Annotated in this window: 12 protein-coding genes; all 12 read left to right on the top strand. The window is 64.2% G+C overall.

Going from position 1 to position 15,119, the window contains the following annotated elements; genetic code table 11:
- The first annotated feature begins 2 nt into the window (after window positions 1-2).
- The 12 genes from HV753_RS28040 to HV753_RS27985 all read left to right on the top strand — a co-directional run bounded on the left by HV753_RS28040 (window position 3) and on the right by HV753_RS27985 (window position 15,112).
- Window positions 3-965 carry a branched-chain amino acid ABC transporter permease gene (locus tag HV753_RS28040; protein ID WP_175177842.1) on the top strand — a complete coding sequence of 321 codons (963 nt, stop codon included), beginning with the start codon at window positions 3-5 and terminating at the stop codon, window positions 963-965.
- The gene (locus HV753_RS28035) at window positions 962-1,738 is read left to right on the top strand and encodes an ABC transporter ATP-binding protein (RefSeq protein WP_175177841.1); all 777 of its coding nucleotides are present in this window, start codon (window positions 962-964) and stop codon (window positions 1,736-1,738) included. Before HV753_RS28040 ends, HV753_RS28035 begins: the two co-directional genes overlap by 4 nt.
- The gene (locus tag HV753_RS28030; RefSeq protein ID WP_175177840.1) at window positions 1,738-2,442 is read left to right on the top strand and encodes an ABC transporter ATP-binding protein; all 705 of its coding nucleotides are present in this window, start codon (window positions 1,738-1,740) and stop codon (window positions 2,440-2,442) included. Before HV753_RS28035 ends, HV753_RS28030 begins: the two co-directional genes overlap by 1 nt.
- Before the next feature lie 230 nt (window positions 2,443-2,672).
- Window positions 2,673-4,661, top strand: coding sequence for a biofilm regulation protein phosphatase SiaA (siaA, locus tag HV753_RS28025; RefSeq protein ID WP_217481502.1), 1,989 nt, complete (start codon window positions 2,673-2,675; stop codon window positions 4,659-4,661).
- A gap of 23 nt (window positions 4,662-4,684) precedes the next feature.
- Window positions 4,685-5,224: a biofilm regulation protein kinase SiaB gene (gene siaB, locus HV753_RS28020; protein ID WP_175177839.1), complete on the top strand. Its 540-nt coding sequence runs from the start codon at window positions 4,685-4,687 to the stop codon at window positions 5,222-5,224.
- A gap of 40 nt (window positions 5,225-5,264) precedes the next feature.
- Window positions 5,265-5,642: a biofilm regulation phosphoprotein SiaC gene (gene siaC / locus HV753_RS28015; protein ID WP_175177838.1), complete on the top strand. Its 378-nt coding sequence runs from the start codon at window positions 5,265-5,267 to the stop codon at window positions 5,640-5,642.
- Window positions 5,639-6,436: a biofilm regulation diguanylate cyclase SiaD gene (gene siaD, locus HV753_RS28010; RefSeq protein ID WP_175177837.1), complete on the top strand. Its 798-nt coding sequence runs from the start codon at window positions 5,639-5,641 to the stop codon at window positions 6,434-6,436. Before siaC ends, siaD begins: the two co-directional genes overlap by 4 nt.
- A 39-nt stretch (window positions 6,437-6,475) precedes the next feature.
- Complete coding sequence (locus HV753_RS28005; RefSeq protein ID WP_246288410.1) at window positions 6,476-9,052, top strand: sensor domain-containing protein; 2,577 nt, start codon at window positions 6,476-6,478, stop codon at window positions 9,050-9,052.
- 848 nt (window positions 9,053-9,900) lie between these two features.
- Window positions 9,901-12,252, top strand: coding sequence for a bifunctional salicylyl-CoA 5-hydroxylase/oxidoreductase (locus HV753_RS28000; RefSeq protein ID WP_175177835.1), 2,352 nt, complete (start codon window positions 9,901-9,903; stop codon window positions 12,250-12,252).
- Window positions 12,249-13,040 carry an SDR family NAD(P)-dependent oxidoreductase gene (locus HV753_RS27995; protein ID WP_175177834.1) on the top strand — a complete coding sequence of 264 codons (792 nt, stop codon included), beginning with the start codon at window positions 12,249-12,251 and terminating at the stop codon, window positions 13,038-13,040. Before HV753_RS28000 ends, HV753_RS27995 begins: the two co-directional genes overlap by 4 nt.
- A gap of 42 nt (window positions 13,041-13,082) precedes the next feature.
- Entirely contained in the window at window positions 13,083-13,940 is an 858-nt protein-coding gene (locus HV753_RS27990) for an enoyl-CoA hydratase family protein (protein WP_175177833.1), read from the top strand.
- 2 nt (window positions 13,941-13,942) lie between these two features.
- Window positions 13,943-15,112, top strand: coding sequence for an acyl-CoA dehydrogenase family protein (locus HV753_RS27985; RefSeq protein ID WP_175177908.1), 1,170 nt, complete (start codon window positions 13,943-13,945; stop codon window positions 15,110-15,112).
- Window positions 15,113-15,119: the final 7 nt, after the last annotated feature.

Raw genomic sequence — 15,119 nt, 5'->3', positions numbered from 1 at the left:
CGATGAGAACCACAATCTGGACCGTGGTCCTTCTGGCTGCGCTCGCGGCCTTCCCGCTGGTGGCCCCAGCGCTGGGCCTGGACTTCTATATTTCATTCGTGCGGCGGGTGCTGATCTACGCGCTGGCCGCGACCAGCCTGAACCTGATCCTGGGCTATGGCGGCATGGTGGCGCTTGGGCACGCCGCGTTTTTTGGCGCGGGCGCCTATGCCGTGGGCATCCTGGCGATGTCGGGCATCACGTCGGCGCTGATTGTCTGGCCGGTGGCCATGCTGTTGGCGGGCGTGCTGGCCTGCATCACGGGGGCGATCTCGCTGCGTACCCGCGGGGTCTACTTCATCATGATCACGCTGGCATTCGCGCAGATGCTGTTCTACATCTTCATTTCGTTGCGCCAGTACGGCGGGGAAGACGGGCTGAATCTGCCCGGCTATTCCACGCTGCCGGGCATCGACCTGTCCCAGGATGTCAGCTTCTATTACCTGGTGCTGGGATTGTTCGCGCTGATCATGTGGGTATTCAGCCGGATCGTGGCTTCGCGCTTTGGCACGGCGTTGCAGGGTATCCGCGAGAACGAGTCGCGCATGGAGTCCATGGGCTACCCGGTGTATCGCATCAAGCTGATGGCCTTTACATTGAGCGGCGCGGCGGCCGGCCTGGCCGGCGCGCTGCTGGCCAATCACAACCTGTTCATCTCGCCCAGCCTGATGCATTGGACGCAGTCCGCCAACCTGTTGATCATGGTGCTGGTGGGCGGCATCGGCCTGCGCTGGGGCGGCGTGGCCGGCGCGGTCGTCATGCTGACGCTGGAAGAGGTGCTGCGCCTGTGGACGGAATACTGGCACCTGCCTCTGGGCGTGTTGCTGCTGTGCGTGGTGTTTGGCGCACCGCGCGGTCTGGTCGGCCTGTTCGGCCCGTTATTCACCGGCCGCACCGCGCCGCAATCCGGCAAGGTGGGATCATGAATTCATCTATCAATGCCGCGGCTCCTGCCTTGCAGGCGTCCGGGCTGGTCCGCCGCTTCGGCGCGCTGGTCGCCACCGACAATGTGTCGTTGTCCCTGAATCCTGGCGAGATCCATGCCTTGATCGGCCCCAACGGCGCTGGCAAATCCACGCTGATCCATCTGCTTTCCGGCACCTTGTCGGCGGATTCCGGCACGCTGGTCGTGGGCGGGCGCGACGTGACGGGCATGAACGCGCACCAGCGCGTGTCGGCCGGCTTGTCGCGGTCTTACCAGATCACCAATATCTTCAAGCAGTCCAGCGTGCTGGATAACCTGGTGCTGGCAGTGCAGGCGCATGCCGGCAGCAGTTTCCGCTTCTGGAAGCCGCGCGCCGCCGAGTCCGCGCTCTATGAACAGGCGCGCGAGCTGGCCCGGGAATGCGCCATCGACGCCAGTTTGCTGGACCGGCCGGCGGGCACCTTGCCGCATGGCGAACAGCGCAAGGTGGAGTTCGCGCTGGCGCTGGCCGCCCGGCCTAGCGTGCTGCTGCTGGACGAACCCATGGCCGGCATGGGGCCGGACGAGACGGTTCGTCTGACCGAACTGATTGAAAGCCTGCGAGGGCGTGCCGCGATGCTGCTGGTCGAACACGACATGCAGGCGGTGTTCCGCCTGGCCGACCGCCTGTCGGTGCTGGTGTATGGCCGTGTCATCGCGACCGGCACCCCCGACGAGATCCGGGCCAATCCGGAAGTGCGTCAAGCCTACCTGGGCGACGAGGAGACCGCGTGATGCTGACCATTGAATCGGCCAAGAGCGGCTACGGCGCCAGCCAGGTGCTGTTCGGCGTGGACTTGCAGATTGGCGCCGGGCAGGTCGTGACGCTGCTGGGCCGCAACGGCATGGGCAAGACCACGCTGCTGCGTACCTTGTTCGGCCAACTGCCGCTGCGCGGCGGCAAGATCCATTTCGCAGGGCAGGAGATCAGCGGCTGGAGCTCGGATCGCATTGCCCGGTTGGGCGTGGCGATTGTTCCGGAAGGGCGGCAGTGCTTTCCCAACCTGACCGTGCGGGAACACCTGACGGCCTTCGTGGCCGCGCGCAATCCCGATATCGGTGAACCCTGGACGCCCGAGCGGGTGTTTGAGCTATTTCCTCGACTGGCTGAACGCGCCCGCAACATGGGCAATCAGTTATCGGGGGGCGAACAGCAAATGCTGGCCATCGGCCGGGCGCTCGTCACCAATCCCCGGCTGCTGATCCTGGACGAAGCGACCGAAGGCCTGGCGCCCAAGATCCGGGAAGAAATCTGGAATTGCCTGGCACGCTTGCGCCAGGCGGGGCAGACCATCCTTGTAATCGATAAATATGTCGAAAGGTTGCTGAGCCTGGCGGACCAGCACGTCATCCTGGAACGCGGCAAAGTCGTGTGGACGGGCGACTCCCGTGCACTGGACGCCGATCGCGGCCTATGGGAACGCTATCTGGGCGTGTAGTAATAAAGCTGCAATGACAGCGGGTCTGCGGGTAAAAAATAAGATATAAAACGCAATAAACCAGCATTTACATTGCTGCGGTGAAACTTAAGGTGTCTAGAACGCATCCAGACGTTTACACCTGTTTCAATTGACCCTGCTGTTCTCTACACTTACCGCGCCAGGCCCATCTCGTGCCTACTGGGCGGGTACGCACGTTATGTCTTATCAAGCTGTCAGGAAGACTTCGCATGGCGAAATGGGGTTTGCGCAAAAAATCGTTGATGGCGCTGTTGTTGGCGTGCGTGGTCGCTTTGGCGCCCGCTGCCGTGATCGGCTGGTTGGTGCTGGACGGGGTCAGAGACCACTTCGGGCGGGCATTTGCCGATAACTTCACGCAACTCAACCGGCAACGCATCCTGGCGCCGGTGTCGCGAGAGCTGGCGTTGTCGTTGCGGCTGGCGGACAGCGAAGTCACCAGGCGCTGGTTGCGCAACGAAAACGATCCGATCGCCCGTGAGCTCTTCTTCCGCGAAGCGGACGGCTACCGCCGCGATCTGCTGGGCCGCGCCTACTTTATCGCCAGCGCGGAAAGCGGCCATTACTACTTCAACGACGATCAGCCGCTGTCCGAAGCGCCGCGCTACACGCTGACTCCCGGCGCGGCCGATGACGGTTGGTTCTACGCCACGCTGAAGTCGCCCGCCAAGTACAACATCAACGTCAATCCCGACCTGAAGCTCAAGACCACCAAGGTCTGGATCAATGCCCAGGTGCGCGATGGTGACAAGGTGGTGGGCCTGACCGGCGCCGGCCTGGACGTGGGCGGCTTCCTGCGCGATTTCGTCAACAGCGGCCAGCCAGGCGTCACCCCCATCATCGTCGACGAAGATGGCGCCATCCAGGCGCACATGGACGCCACGCTGATCGCCTATAACTCAGGCGCGGGCGGTGCCGCAAACGACCGGGGCAGGGTGTTCAATCTGCTGGATGACGCCGCCAGCCGGGACGAGCTGCGATCGGCCCTGCACGCTGCCCAGGCCGATCCGCAGTCCGTGCAATCCGCCTGGGTGAAGGTGGACGGGACGCGCCAGCTGATGTCGGTGGCCTACATGCCCGAGCTGCATTGGCATGTGCTGACGATCGTGGACCTGGGCGCGGCCCGGGTGCTGGACACGGGCTGGCTGTGGCCGGCGGCCATCGGGCTGGTGGTGCTGTTCGCCGCCATGCTGCTGTGCTTCGGATTCGCGATTGAACGGCTCATGCTTCGTCCCTTGCGCCGCTTGCAGCAATCGGCTCGCGCCATCGCGGACGGTAGCTATGACGTGCGCCTGCCGCCCGGCGGGCAAGACGAGATCGGCGATTTGAGCCGCGCTTTTGGCGTCATGGCCGACAAGGTCCGCCAACACACGGCTGAACTGGAAACCAAGGTGCGTGAACGCACCTCAGCGCTGGAAGACGCCAACCGCGCCATGGCCGATGCGCACAAGAAGATCGGCGATTCCATTGACTACGCCAGCCTGATCCAGCGCGCCATCCTGCCGGATCGGCAACTGACGCAATCGCTGGGCGCGCACCACTTCGTGTTGTGGAAGCCGCGCGACGTGGTGGGCGGCGACTTCTATGTGTTCCGCTCCGACGGCGCCAATTGTCTGCTGGGCATCATGGACTGCGCGGGCCATGGCGTGCCTGGCGCGCTGATGACCATGCTGGCGCGCGCCGCCATCGATCTGGCCATCACCGAGGTCGGCCCCGGCGATCCCGCTGGCATCCTGACCCGCACCGATGTGGCCATCCGCGCCATGCTTGCGGATGCGCAACTTCCCCGGGCGCTGGCCACCAACACCGATGCGGGCCTGGTATATATTGACCGCCAGACCGGACGGCTGCGTTATGCGGGCGCGAAGATCAGCCTGTACGCCAGCGATGGCGAGACGTTGCGCGAGATTCCCGGCGGCAGGCGCGCACTGGGCGACAAGCGCACCGGGGTCTACGAGAATATCGATCTACAGATGGAACCGGGCTGGACCTATTACCTGGCCACGGACGGCTTCCTGGACCAGGCAGGCGGCGAGCACGGATTCGGGTTCGGCAACACGCGCTTCGCAGGAATGCTCAAGAGACACGCCCGGCAGCCGTTAACCGAACAGGCCGCCGCTTTTACGCAAGCGTTGGCCGAGTATCAGGGTGGCCGTCCCCAGCGTGACGACATCACCTTGCTGTCTTTCCGTTTCGACTAAACGTTTTCAGGGTGGTAACCCCTATGAATGCCTCCGATCTTTACGAGCTGGGCGAACGGTTCAATCAGAATCGCACCCTGCTGTGCTTCAACGGGCCGATCTCCCGCAGCCTGATCGAGGAAATTGGCAACGCGCTCAAGAATTACCTCAATGCGGAACATGCGCGGCCGGCCGAAGCCATGGACGTGTTCTCGGTGTACATCGAGATGATCCAGAATATTCGCCAATACGCCGCCGCCAATGGCGACGCCGAGGCCTCGGCCACGGTGGTGATCGGGCGCCGCGATGAAAGCCGCTACGTCGTGTCGGCGGGAAACCTGGTCAAGTCCGATGATGGCCACGCGCTGGTGGCCCGTATTGGAGAGCTGGCCGCACTGGACAAAGCGGCCTTGAAGGCCGAGTACAAGACGCAACTGCACAAGCCGCGCGCCCAAGGCGTGGCATCGGGCGCGGGCCTGGGGCTGATCGATATCGCACGACGTGCCGGTGCTCCGCTGGAAGCCAGCCTGACGCCCGCCGCGGAGCCGGGGCAGGCGTTCTTCAGCCTGAGCGTCGTGATCTGAGAGCGCCGTGCGCATTCAAGAATCATTTTCGGAGTATTTGATGAAAGATTTGAACATTCCCGGGACGCAGTCCACGCCCGCCATTACCGCCGATGCCGCCGCCGGCGTGCTGGCGATGCGCGGCGACTCCTATCCCGAGAATTCCTTTGAACTGTTCGGCCCGGTCATCGAGTGGGTTGAGGCCTACCTGCTGGGCACGACCGCTCCGCTGAGCCTGGAACTGGAATTGCTGTACCTGAACACCAGCAGCATCAAGTCCGTCATGGACATCTTTGACCTGATCGAGGCCGCCCACGGCAAGGGCCACCAGGTCAGCGTGACGTGGTTCTACGACAAGCGCAATGAGCGCGTCGGCGAGCTGGCCGAGGAGTTCAAGGAAGACTGCACGTTCCCGTTCTCGGTGGTTGGCCGCGAATGAAACCGGGCGCCGCCGAACTGGATCGACGCATTACCGAATTGCTGGCAGACCCGGCTTATAACGGTCATCCATTGCGCGAAGCGCTGGAGGCGCTTTGGCTGCATACGGCCGAGCAGATGGCCCGCATCGACCGCGTGACCCAGTTGTCGGATGCCTACCAGTCGATGGCGCATGAACGTGAACTGGGGCTGTGTGATCAATTCGACCGGCAATTGCGCCGATTGACGCGCATTGCGCGGATATCCGATCACTACCAAAGCATGATGCGCGACCTGAACTCGGCGCTGGAAGAGACGTCCAGCCGCGATCCGCTGACCGGCTTGCTGAACCGGCGGGCGCTGATGGAAATGATCAAGCAGGAAGTCGAGCGCGCCTCGCGCAGCGGCGAGAGCTTTGTCGTCGCCATGTTGGACGTGGATCACTTCAAGGCGGTCAATGACCGCTACGGGCACGAGACGGGCGACCGCGCCCTGGTCGAGCTGGCCGGCGTGCTGGGCGAAAGCTTGCGCGAATACGATTTGTGCGGCCGTTGGGGCGGCGAGGAATTCCTGGTGCTGCTGCCCAACACGCTGCCCGATGCCGCCCAGGGCGTGATGGACCGGCTGGTTGGCGCGGTGCGCGGGCTGACGATCGCCGCGGGCGAGGAAGTCTTGAGGTTGACGGTCAGTATCGGCATGGCGCATCACCAGTTGGGAGAGACCTTCTCGGAAACGCTCAGTCGTGCGGACCAGGCGCTGTACCTGGCCAAGCAGGACGGACGAGACCGCGTCGCGCTTGGTTTTCCAAAGCGCTGAATGAAGCCGGAACAGCTGTATTCCGGCATGGAGCCCCTTATGCTTGATACTCATGTAGGCGTTTCGAGCGCGGGACCCCAGGGTGCCGCGTGGCATGTGGGCAATTATCTGACGTCGATGGATCGGGCGCTGTTGCTGTTCGATTTCGATGCTAGCGGCTCGCTGTTGAACGCCAACACCAATTTCCTGGCCGCCGTGGATTACTCCCTGGAAGAGGCCCTGGCACTGCGCCACGACACGCTGTGCGACAGCATGGATGAAGGCAAGGGCATTGCCAGCGGAGAGCGGATCTGGGCCCGGCTGTGCCGTGGCGACTTCTTTTCGGGCACGTGCCGTTACCGCCGCAAGGATGGTGGTTCGTTGTGGATCGAGGCCACTTATCTGCCATTGGCGGATGAAGATGGCCAAATCACGCGCATTTCGGTCATCTCTCGTAAATGCATTGCGACCGCCGAGCGCCAGGAAGAGATCCGCCTGCTGCTGTTGGGCATCAACGAAACCGGCAACGCGGTCGCGGTGTCCGGTAGCGATGGCCGCATCGTCTACGTGAACGACGGCTTTCAGCGCATGCTGGGTTTCGGGCGGGGCGATGCCTTGCACCAGGACCTGGGCGAATTGTTGGCCGGCGGCCGCGCCGACGGTGGCACCCGCGAAGAGCTGGACCGGCGCATCGCCTGCCGCGAGGGCTATCACAAGGACGTGCTTGTCTACGACCGTGGCGGCAAGCCGCTGTGGGTGTCGGTCATGGCGAACTCGGTCTTCGATGACCGCGGGACGCTCGTCAACATCGTCGACGTGCTGACCGACATCACGCCCACCAAGGTGCACGAAGTGCTGCAACGCCGCGTGCTCCAGGCAATGGTCAACGAGGCTTCGGTGGTTGAAGTCATGAACATGGTGTGCCGTGAAGTCGAGCGCCTGGCACCCGAAGTGGCCGCTACCGTCTTGCGGGTGGACGACACCGGCCACTTGCGGCCCTTGGCGGCCCCCAGCATGCCGGTCACCTACACAGATGCGCTGGACGGCGTGCAGATCGGCCCGCAGGCTGGCGCTTGCGGAACCTCGGCGTTCCTGGGGCGGCCGGTGATCGTGCCGGACATCGCGACTGACCCGTTGTGGGACGATTACCGCCATCTGCCGTTGCCGGAAGACGTGAAGGCCTGCTGGTCGTCGCCCATCAAATCCAGCGATGGGCGGGTGATCGGTACCTTCTGCTTCTACTTCCGTGAACGCCGCCTGCCGGACGATTTTCATCACCGTCTGGTCGACGTTTGCGTCTACCTCTGCGCGTTGGCGCTTGAGCGCGAAGAAGCGCGCGCGCGGATCCGCCAATTGGCGTTCTATGACGAACTGACCGGTCTGCCGAACCGCAACCTGCTGCTGGCGCAAGCCGAGCAGGCCATCGCGCGCGCCGAGCCGGAACGCAAGCGCGTGGCCGTGCTGTTCCTGGACCTGGACCGCTTCAAGCAAGTCAATGACACCCTGGGCCACCCCATTGGCGACGCGCTGTTGCGCGACGTGGCTCAGCGGCTGCGCCGCCTGGCGCGCGCCTCGGACATCGTTGGCCGGCTGTCCGGCGACGAGTTCGTGATGTTGATGCCGGACTTCGAGCATGGCCGCCTGACTGCCGCCGCCGAACACATCCTGGTGGCCCTCGCCCAACCGTTCTCGGTGGGCGGCATCACGCTGAACCCGTCGGTCAGCATCGGCATCAGCGTGTTCCCGGAAAACGGGCGTGACATGGATACCTTGTTGCGCCACGCTGACATGGCGATGTACCAGGCCAAGACGGCCGGTCGCAATCGCATTTCATTCTTCAGCGCCGAAATGAACCGGCAGGCGCAAGAACGCCTGGCCCTGGAAGCCGCGCTGCGCGACGCGCTGGAAGCCAAGGCGCTGCGGCTGCACTACCAACCCCAGGTCGGCCTGAAGAATGGCAGCCTGTATGGGGTGGAGGCGCTGGCCCGCTGGCGTCATCCGACGCTGGGGGACATTTCGCCAGTGCGCTTCGTGCCGCTGGCCGAGGAATGTGGCCTGATCGGCGACCTGGGCGACTGGGCGCTGCGCGAGGCTTGCTCGCAATTGTCGATATGGCGCGCGAATGGCCTGCGGGTGCCGTCGGTGTCCGTGAACTTGTCGGCCACGAATTTCCACAACCTGAACCTGCCGCGGATGATCGCGGCGACGCTCGCCGAATTCGGCCTGGCTCCGGCGGACTTGATGCTGGAGATTACCGAAGGCGTGGTGCTTGACGCCACCGCTGGCACGCTGCGCACGATTGCCGAGCTGCATCGCCTGGGCGTGCGCTTGTCGATGGATGACTTCGGCACGGGGTATTCCAGCTTGGGGCATTTGCGCCGCCTGATCGTGGACGAGCTGAAGCTGGACCGCAGTTTCGTGCAGGGCCTGGAGAGCGACGATGCGGCTCGGGCATTGACGAGCGCGGTGATCCGGATCGGAGAAAGCCTGAGCCTGCCGGTGGTCGCCGAAGGGGTCGAGAATGAAGAGCAGCGGCGGTTCTTGATTGAACAGGGGTGTGCGGCGGGGCAAGGGTTCCTGTTTTCGCCTCCGTTGCCGGCCGGGGAGTTGGAGGAGTGGTTGCGGGGGCGGCCTTAGGGCGCTTTTGTGACGGGTGGTTGGGTTCTTTAGACGCCCTGCGCGCTGGCGCCGTGGGGTACGCGGGGCAACGATTGCGGCCCGGAGCCTTCGCTCCGGGCTCCCCCTTCGTCATCTTCGTTGTTGCCTACGGCAACTGCCTTCAGATTCCCTCGGGCTTATCGACGCCCCGCGTACCCCACGGCGCCAGCGCGCAGGGCTGGGTCAATTGAAACTTTGCGTCGGCGGGGACTTGAAACTTTGCGTCAGCGGGGACTTGAAACTTCGTGTCAGCGGGGACGGGTCGGGTTCTTGAGGTTCTCACCGCGGGTATGGTTTGGCGATGATCTTGCGGGGCCCGCTCCGCGCCGGCCGCGCGGGCGGCCTTGCTGAGCTTACGCGGCGTCTTGCGCCCAGGCGATGCCGCTTCGCGCATTGGATTGGTCTGGCTTCCGTAGGATGGGTGGAGTGCGTTCGGGTATGGGTGCGAAGACCCATGCCTGCCGCACGTAACCCATCATCGATGCGGGCATGATGGGTTGCGCGCGATGAACAGCCCAGCATTTATCCAGAGCTTGCCGCGCTACACCCATCCTACGGGATACCCGTCATCAATCCCCGCCCACCCATCCCCGCCCACCCCACCAAACGACCCACACCTGCGGTTTCCTCCAGAAGTAGCAATCCCTCAAAAACCGGCCACGAACCACGCCGTCCCCATTTCCTTGAGAGACTAATAGGTTTCCCCCATTTGCGATCGCTCAACTTCAGGTATATATTTCAAGCCTAAACTATCCAGACCTAAATATCTGCGGCGCCCCGCTCCCGAAACAAGAGCGACTGTCGCCTAATTCGGAGCGTATACGGCAATGAAAATAGCCTGCATCGGCGGCGGCCCCGCCGGCCTGTATTTCGGTCTGCTGATGAAATTGCAGAATCCCGCGAACGAGATCACCGTCATCGAACGCAACCGTCCCTACGACACCTTCGGCTGGGGCGTGGTGTTCTCCGACGCCACCATGCAGAACTTGCGTGAAGCCGATCCGGTTTCCGCCCAGACCATTGGCGATGCGTTCAACCACTGGGACGACATCGACATCCATTTCAAGGGCCGCAGCATGCGCAGCAGCGGCCACGGCTTCATCGGCATTGGCCGCAAGAAGCTGCTGAACATCCTGCAAGCGCGTTGCGAAGACGTTGGCGTCAAGCTGGTTTTCGAGAACTTCGTCCAGGACGATCAGGCCGTCGCGCGTGAATACGATGCTGATCTGGTCATTGCCTCCGACGGCATCAACAGCCAGGTCCGCACCCGCTACGCCGACACCTTCCACCCCGACATCGATCAGCGCCGCTGCCGTTTTGTCTGGCTGGGCACCAAGAAAGTGTTTGACGCCTTCACCTTCGCCTTCGTGCAGACCGAGCACGGCTGGTTCCAGGCCCACGCCTACCGCTACGAAGATGGCATGTCCACCTTCATCGTGGAAACGCCCGAGGAAACCTGGCAAGCCGCTGGCATCGAGCAGATGAGCCAGGAAGAAGGCATCGCCTACTGCGAAAAGCTGTTTGCGCCCTGGCTGGACGGCAATCCGCTGATCAGCAATGCCACGCACTTGCGTGGCTCGGCCATCTGGATCCGTTTCCCGCGCGTCATCTGCAATACCTGGGTGCACTGGAACACGTTGGAAACCGCTCGTGGCCAACGCCGCGTGCCCGTGGTGCTGATGGGCGACGCCGCCCACACCGCCCACTTCTCCATTGGTTCGGGCACCAAACTGGCGCTTGAGGACTCAATTGAATTGGCGCGCTGCCTGAGCGGTGCGGAAGGCAGCGTGGAAGCCGGCCTGAAGCACTACGAGGAAGTGCGCAGCGTGGAAGTGCTGAAGATCCAGAATGCCGCCCGCAACTCCACCGAGTGGTTTGAAAACGTTGAACGCTACGCTGAACTGGAACCCGAGCAGTTCGCCTATTCGCTGCTGACCCGTTCGCAACGCATCTCGCACGAGAACCTGCGCTTGCGCGATCCGGCCTGGCTGGAAGGCTTCGAGCGCTGGATCGCGGAGCACGCGGGTGCGCCCGTCGCGCCCGGCCAACGCCCCGCCATCCCGATGCTGACGCCTTATCAGGTGCGCGGCGTGCGGCTGAAGAATCGCATCCTGGTGTCGCCGATGGCCATGTACTCGTGCACGGATGGCGTGCCGGGCGACTTCCATCTGGTGCACCTGGGCGCGCGCGCCATGGGCGGCGCGGGGCTGGTCATGGTTGAAATGACCTGCGTGTCGCCTGACGGCCGCATTACGCCGGGTTGCCCGGGGCTGTGGAACGATGAGCAGCAGCAAGCCTTTGCCCGCATCGTGAATTTCGTGCACGGCAACAGCGATGCCCGCATCGGCGTGCAGTTGGGTCACGCCGGCCGCAAGGGGTCGACACAGTTGGGCTGGCAAAAGATCGATCACCCGCTGGCCGAAGGCAACTGGCCGCTGTTGTCGGCCTCTGCCTTGCCGTATATCGAAGGCGTGTCGCAAACGCCGCGCGCCATGACGCGGGCCGACATGGACCAGGTGCGCGACAACTTCGTCGCCGCCGCCCGCCGCGCAGCCGAAGCCGGTTTCGACTGGCTGGAACTGCACTGCGCCCATGGCTACTTGCTGTCCAGCTTCATCTCGCCCCTGACCAATCAGCGCGAAGACGACTATGGCGGCAGCCTGGAAAACCGCCTGCGCTTCCCGCTGGAGGTCTTCCACGCGGTGCGTGCCGTTTGGCCGGAAGACAAGCCCATGTCGGTGCGCATCTCGGCCAGCGACTGGGTCGAAGGCGGCATCACCGCCGACGACGCCGTGGCGATCGCGCGCCACTTCAAGGCTGCGGGCGCCGACATGATCGACTGCTCGTCGGGCCAGGTCAGCAAGGAAGAAAAGCCCGTCTACGGCCGTATGTTCCAGACACCGTTCGCGGATCGCGTGCGCAACGAAGCGGGCATTCCCACCATCGCCGTGGGCGCCATCTTTGAAGCCGACCATGCCAACGGCATCATCGCGTCGGGCCGTGCGGACCTGTGCGCCCTGGCGCGTCCCCATTTGGCCGACGCTTCCTGGACGCTGCGCGAAGCCGCGCGGGTGGGCTACCGTGATGTGGCGTGGCCCAACCAGTATTTCGCCGGCAAGCGCCAACTGGAAACTAACTTTGAACGCGCCGCAGCCATGGCGCAACTGGATATCAAATGACGACAACCCCGCAACCGTTGGCCGGACGCCATGCGTTGGTGACGGGCGGCGCTCGCGGTATCGGATTGGCCAGCGCGCGGTCGCTGCTGGCCCGTGGCGCGCGCGTCACGCTGCTGGGCCGCGATGGCGCGGCGCTGGAAGCCGCGGCTGACAGCTTGGCCAAGCTGGGCCAGGTGCAGGCCGTTAGCGCCGATATCGCCGACGAAGCGTCCGTGCGCGCGGCGTTCGCCCAGGCCGAAGTGGAATTCGGCCCCGTGCTGGTGCTGGTGAACAACGCCGGCCAGGCCGTGAGCCAGCGTTTTGATCGCACCGACGCGGCGCTGTGGCAGCAGATGATCGCCGTCAACCTGACCGGAACCTTCCATTGCATCCAGGCGGCGCTGCCCGGCATGTTGCAAGAGAAATGGGGCCGCGTGATCAACGTGGCCAGCACGGCGGGCCTGATCGGCTACGGCTATGTCAGCGCCTATTGCGCTGCCAAGCATGGCGTGATCGGCCTGACCCGATCGCTGGCGCTGGAGACCGCGCAGAAGGGCGTCACCGTGAACGCGGTGTGCCCCGGTTACACCGAAACCGACATCGTGCGCGGCGCGGTGACGAATATCGTGGACAAGACCGGCATGACGCCGGAAGCCGCCCGGGCCAAGTTGGCCGAGCGCAACCCGCAGGGCCGCCTGGTGCAGCCCGAGGAAGTGGCCGAGACGGTGGCCTGGCTGGCGCTGCCGGCGTCCGCCTCCATCAACGGTCAGGCCATCGCCGTGGACGGCGGTGAAGTGATGACCGGCTAAGACCGGCGTCCCATCAACCCCAGGATAACGAACGGAGACACCATGAGCACCCAGTCCGAAGAGCACACCATGAAGCACCACAAACGTCCGATGGCCGGCTATCAGGCCAAGACGTTCTTGTGGCAGGTGTCGGCCGACGGCAAGATCGGCACGGTCACGCTGAATCGTCCGGAACGCAAGAATCCGCTGACGTTCGATTCCTACGCCGAACTGCGCGACCTGTTCCGGTCGCTGGTGTATGCCACCGACATCAAGGTCGTGATCGTGACGGGCGCGGGCGGCAATTTCTGCTCGGGTGGCGATGTGCACGAAATCATTGGTCCGCTGACCAAGATGAGCATGCCCGAATTGCTGGACTTCACCCGCATGACGGGCGATCTGGTCAAGGCCATGCGCGCCTGCCCGCAACCGATCGTGGCGGCGGTGGACGGCATCTGCGCCGGCGCGGGCGCGATGGTCGCATTGGCGTCTGACATGCGGCTGGGCACGCCCGCCGCGCGCACCGCCTTCCTGTTCACGCGGGTGGGTCTGGCGGGGGCCGACATGGGCGCTTGCACCTTGCTGCCGCGCATGATCGGCCAAGGCCGTGCCTCTGAATTGCTGTACACGGGCCGCGCCATGACGGCGGAAGAGGGCGCCAACTGGGGCTTCTTCAACGGCTTGCATGAATCCGACAAGCTGGCTGACGCCGCCCAGGCGTTGGCCGCGCAACTGGCAGCCGGCCCGACCTTCGCCCATGGCGTCACCAAGAAACTGCTGCATCAGGAATGGAACATGGGCGTGGACGAGGCCATCGAGGCCGAAGCCGAGGCCCAGGCCATCTGCATGCAGACGCGCGACTTCCACCGCGCGTATCAGGCCTTTGTGGCCAAACAGAAGCCGGTTTTCGAGGGGAACTGATGATGCGCGACGCAAGCTGGCTGGATTGGCCTTTTTTCGACGATTCGCACCGCAAGCTGGCGCATGACGTCGACGCCTGGTGCGAGCAGTCGCTGGGTGACGTCGACCATCACGACGCCGATGCGGCCTGCAAGAAACTGGTGAAGGCCATGGGCCAGGCCGGCTGGCTGCGCTATGCGGTTGCAGGCGGCCCGGGCGGCGCCTGGGGCGGTGCCTTGCCGGAAGTGGATTCGCGCGCGGTCTGCATCCTGCGCGAAACCCTTGCCCGCCATGAAGGCCTGGCGGACTTTGCGTTCGCGATGCAAGGCCTGGGCAGCGGCGCCATTTCGCTGATGGGCTCGGATGAACTGCGCCAGCGCTATCTGCCGCGCGTGGCCCGCGGAGAAGCCATCGCCGCGTTCGCGTTGTCCGAACCCGATGCGGGCTCGGACGTGGCCGCGCTGGCCTGCGAGGCCACGCTGGACGGCGACCACTATGTGCTGAACGGCGCCAAGACCTGGATTTCCAACGGCGGCATCGCGGATTTCTATTGCGTGTTCGCCCGCACGGGTGAAGCCCCGGGGGCGCGCGGCATCAGCGCCTTCGTGGTGGATGCCGACACCCCGGGTTTTGAAGTGAGCGAGCGCATCGAACTGATCGCGCCGCATCCGCTGGCCACGATCACGTTCGACAACTGCCGCATTCCGGCGTCGCATCGCCTGGGCGATGCGGGCCAGGGATTCAAGCTGGCCATGATGACGCTGGACATCTTCCGCGCATCAGTGGCGGCTGCCGCGCTGGGCTTTGCCCGCCGGGCGCTGGATGAAGGATTGGCGCGCGCCAAGTCGCGCCGCATGTTCGGCCAGACCTTGGCCGACTTGCAACTGACGCAAGCCGCGCTGGGCGACATGGCAACCGCCATCGACGCCTCGGCGCTGCTGACGTACCGCGCCGCGTGGATGCGCGACGTGAAAAAGCAGCGCACCACGCGCGAAGCGGCAATGGCCAAGATGACGGCCACGGAATCGGCGCAGACCGTGATTGACCGCGCGTTGCAGATGTTCGGCGGCGCGGGTGTGGTGTCGGGGATGCCGGTGGAGAAGCTTTACAGGGAAATCAGAGCGCTGCGTATTTACGAAGGCGCCACCGAAGTGCAGAAGTTGATCATTGCCCGTGAACTGCTGAAGACCTAAAGGGCCA

It is taken from the genome of Achromobacter pestifer (genome assembly GCF_902859625.1).
In the GTDB taxonomy this organism is placed as follows: domain Bacteria; phylum Pseudomonadota; class Gammaproteobacteria; order Burkholderiales; family Burkholderiaceae_B; genus Achromobacter; species Achromobacter pestifer.
The sequence above is the reverse complement of the archived record's forward strand: the minus strand, read 5'-3'. Positions and strand labels throughout refer to the sequence as shown.

Coding starts and splice junctions, on each gene's coding strand:
- HV753_RS28040 (WP_175177842.1), top strand. CDS start 3: ATGAGAACCACAATCTGGACCGTGGTCCTTCTGGCTGCGCTCGCGGCC.
- HV753_RS28035 (WP_175177841.1), top strand. CDS start 962: ATGAATTCATCTATCAATGCCGCGGCTCCTGCCTTGCAGGCGTCCGGG.
- HV753_RS28030 (WP_175177840.1), top strand. CDS start 1,738: ATGCTGACCATTGAATCGGCCAAGAGCGGCTACGGCGCCAGCCAGGTG.
- siaA (WP_217481502.1), top strand. CDS start 2,673: ATGGCGAAATGGGGTTTGCGCAAAAAATCGTTGATGGCGCTGTTGTTG.
- siaB (WP_175177839.1), top strand. CDS start 4,685: ATGAATGCCTCCGATCTTTACGAGCTGGGCGAACGGTTCAATCAGAAT.
- siaC (WP_175177838.1), top strand. CDS start 5,265: ATGAAAGATTTGAACATTCCCGGGACGCAGTCCACGCCCGCCATTACC.
- siaD (WP_175177837.1), top strand. CDS start 5,639: ATGAAACCGGGCGCCGCCGAACTGGATCGACGCATTACCGAATTGCTG.
- HV753_RS28005 (WP_246288410.1), top strand. CDS start 6,476: ATGCTTGATACTCATGTAGGCGTTTCGAGCGCGGGACCCCAGGGTGCC.
- HV753_RS28000 (WP_175177835.1), top strand. CDS start 9,901: ATGAAAATAGCCTGCATCGGCGGCGGCCCCGCCGGCCTGTATTTCGGT.
- HV753_RS27995 (WP_175177834.1), top strand. CDS start 12,249: ATGACGACAACCCCGCAACCGTTGGCCGGACGCCATGCGTTGGTGACG.
- HV753_RS27990 (WP_175177833.1), top strand. CDS start 13,083: ATGAGCACCCAGTCCGAAGAGCACACCATGAAGCACCACAAACGTCCG.
- HV753_RS27985 (WP_175177908.1), top strand. CDS start 13,943: ATGCGCGACGCAAGCTGGCTGGATTGGCCTTTTTTCGACGATTCGCAC.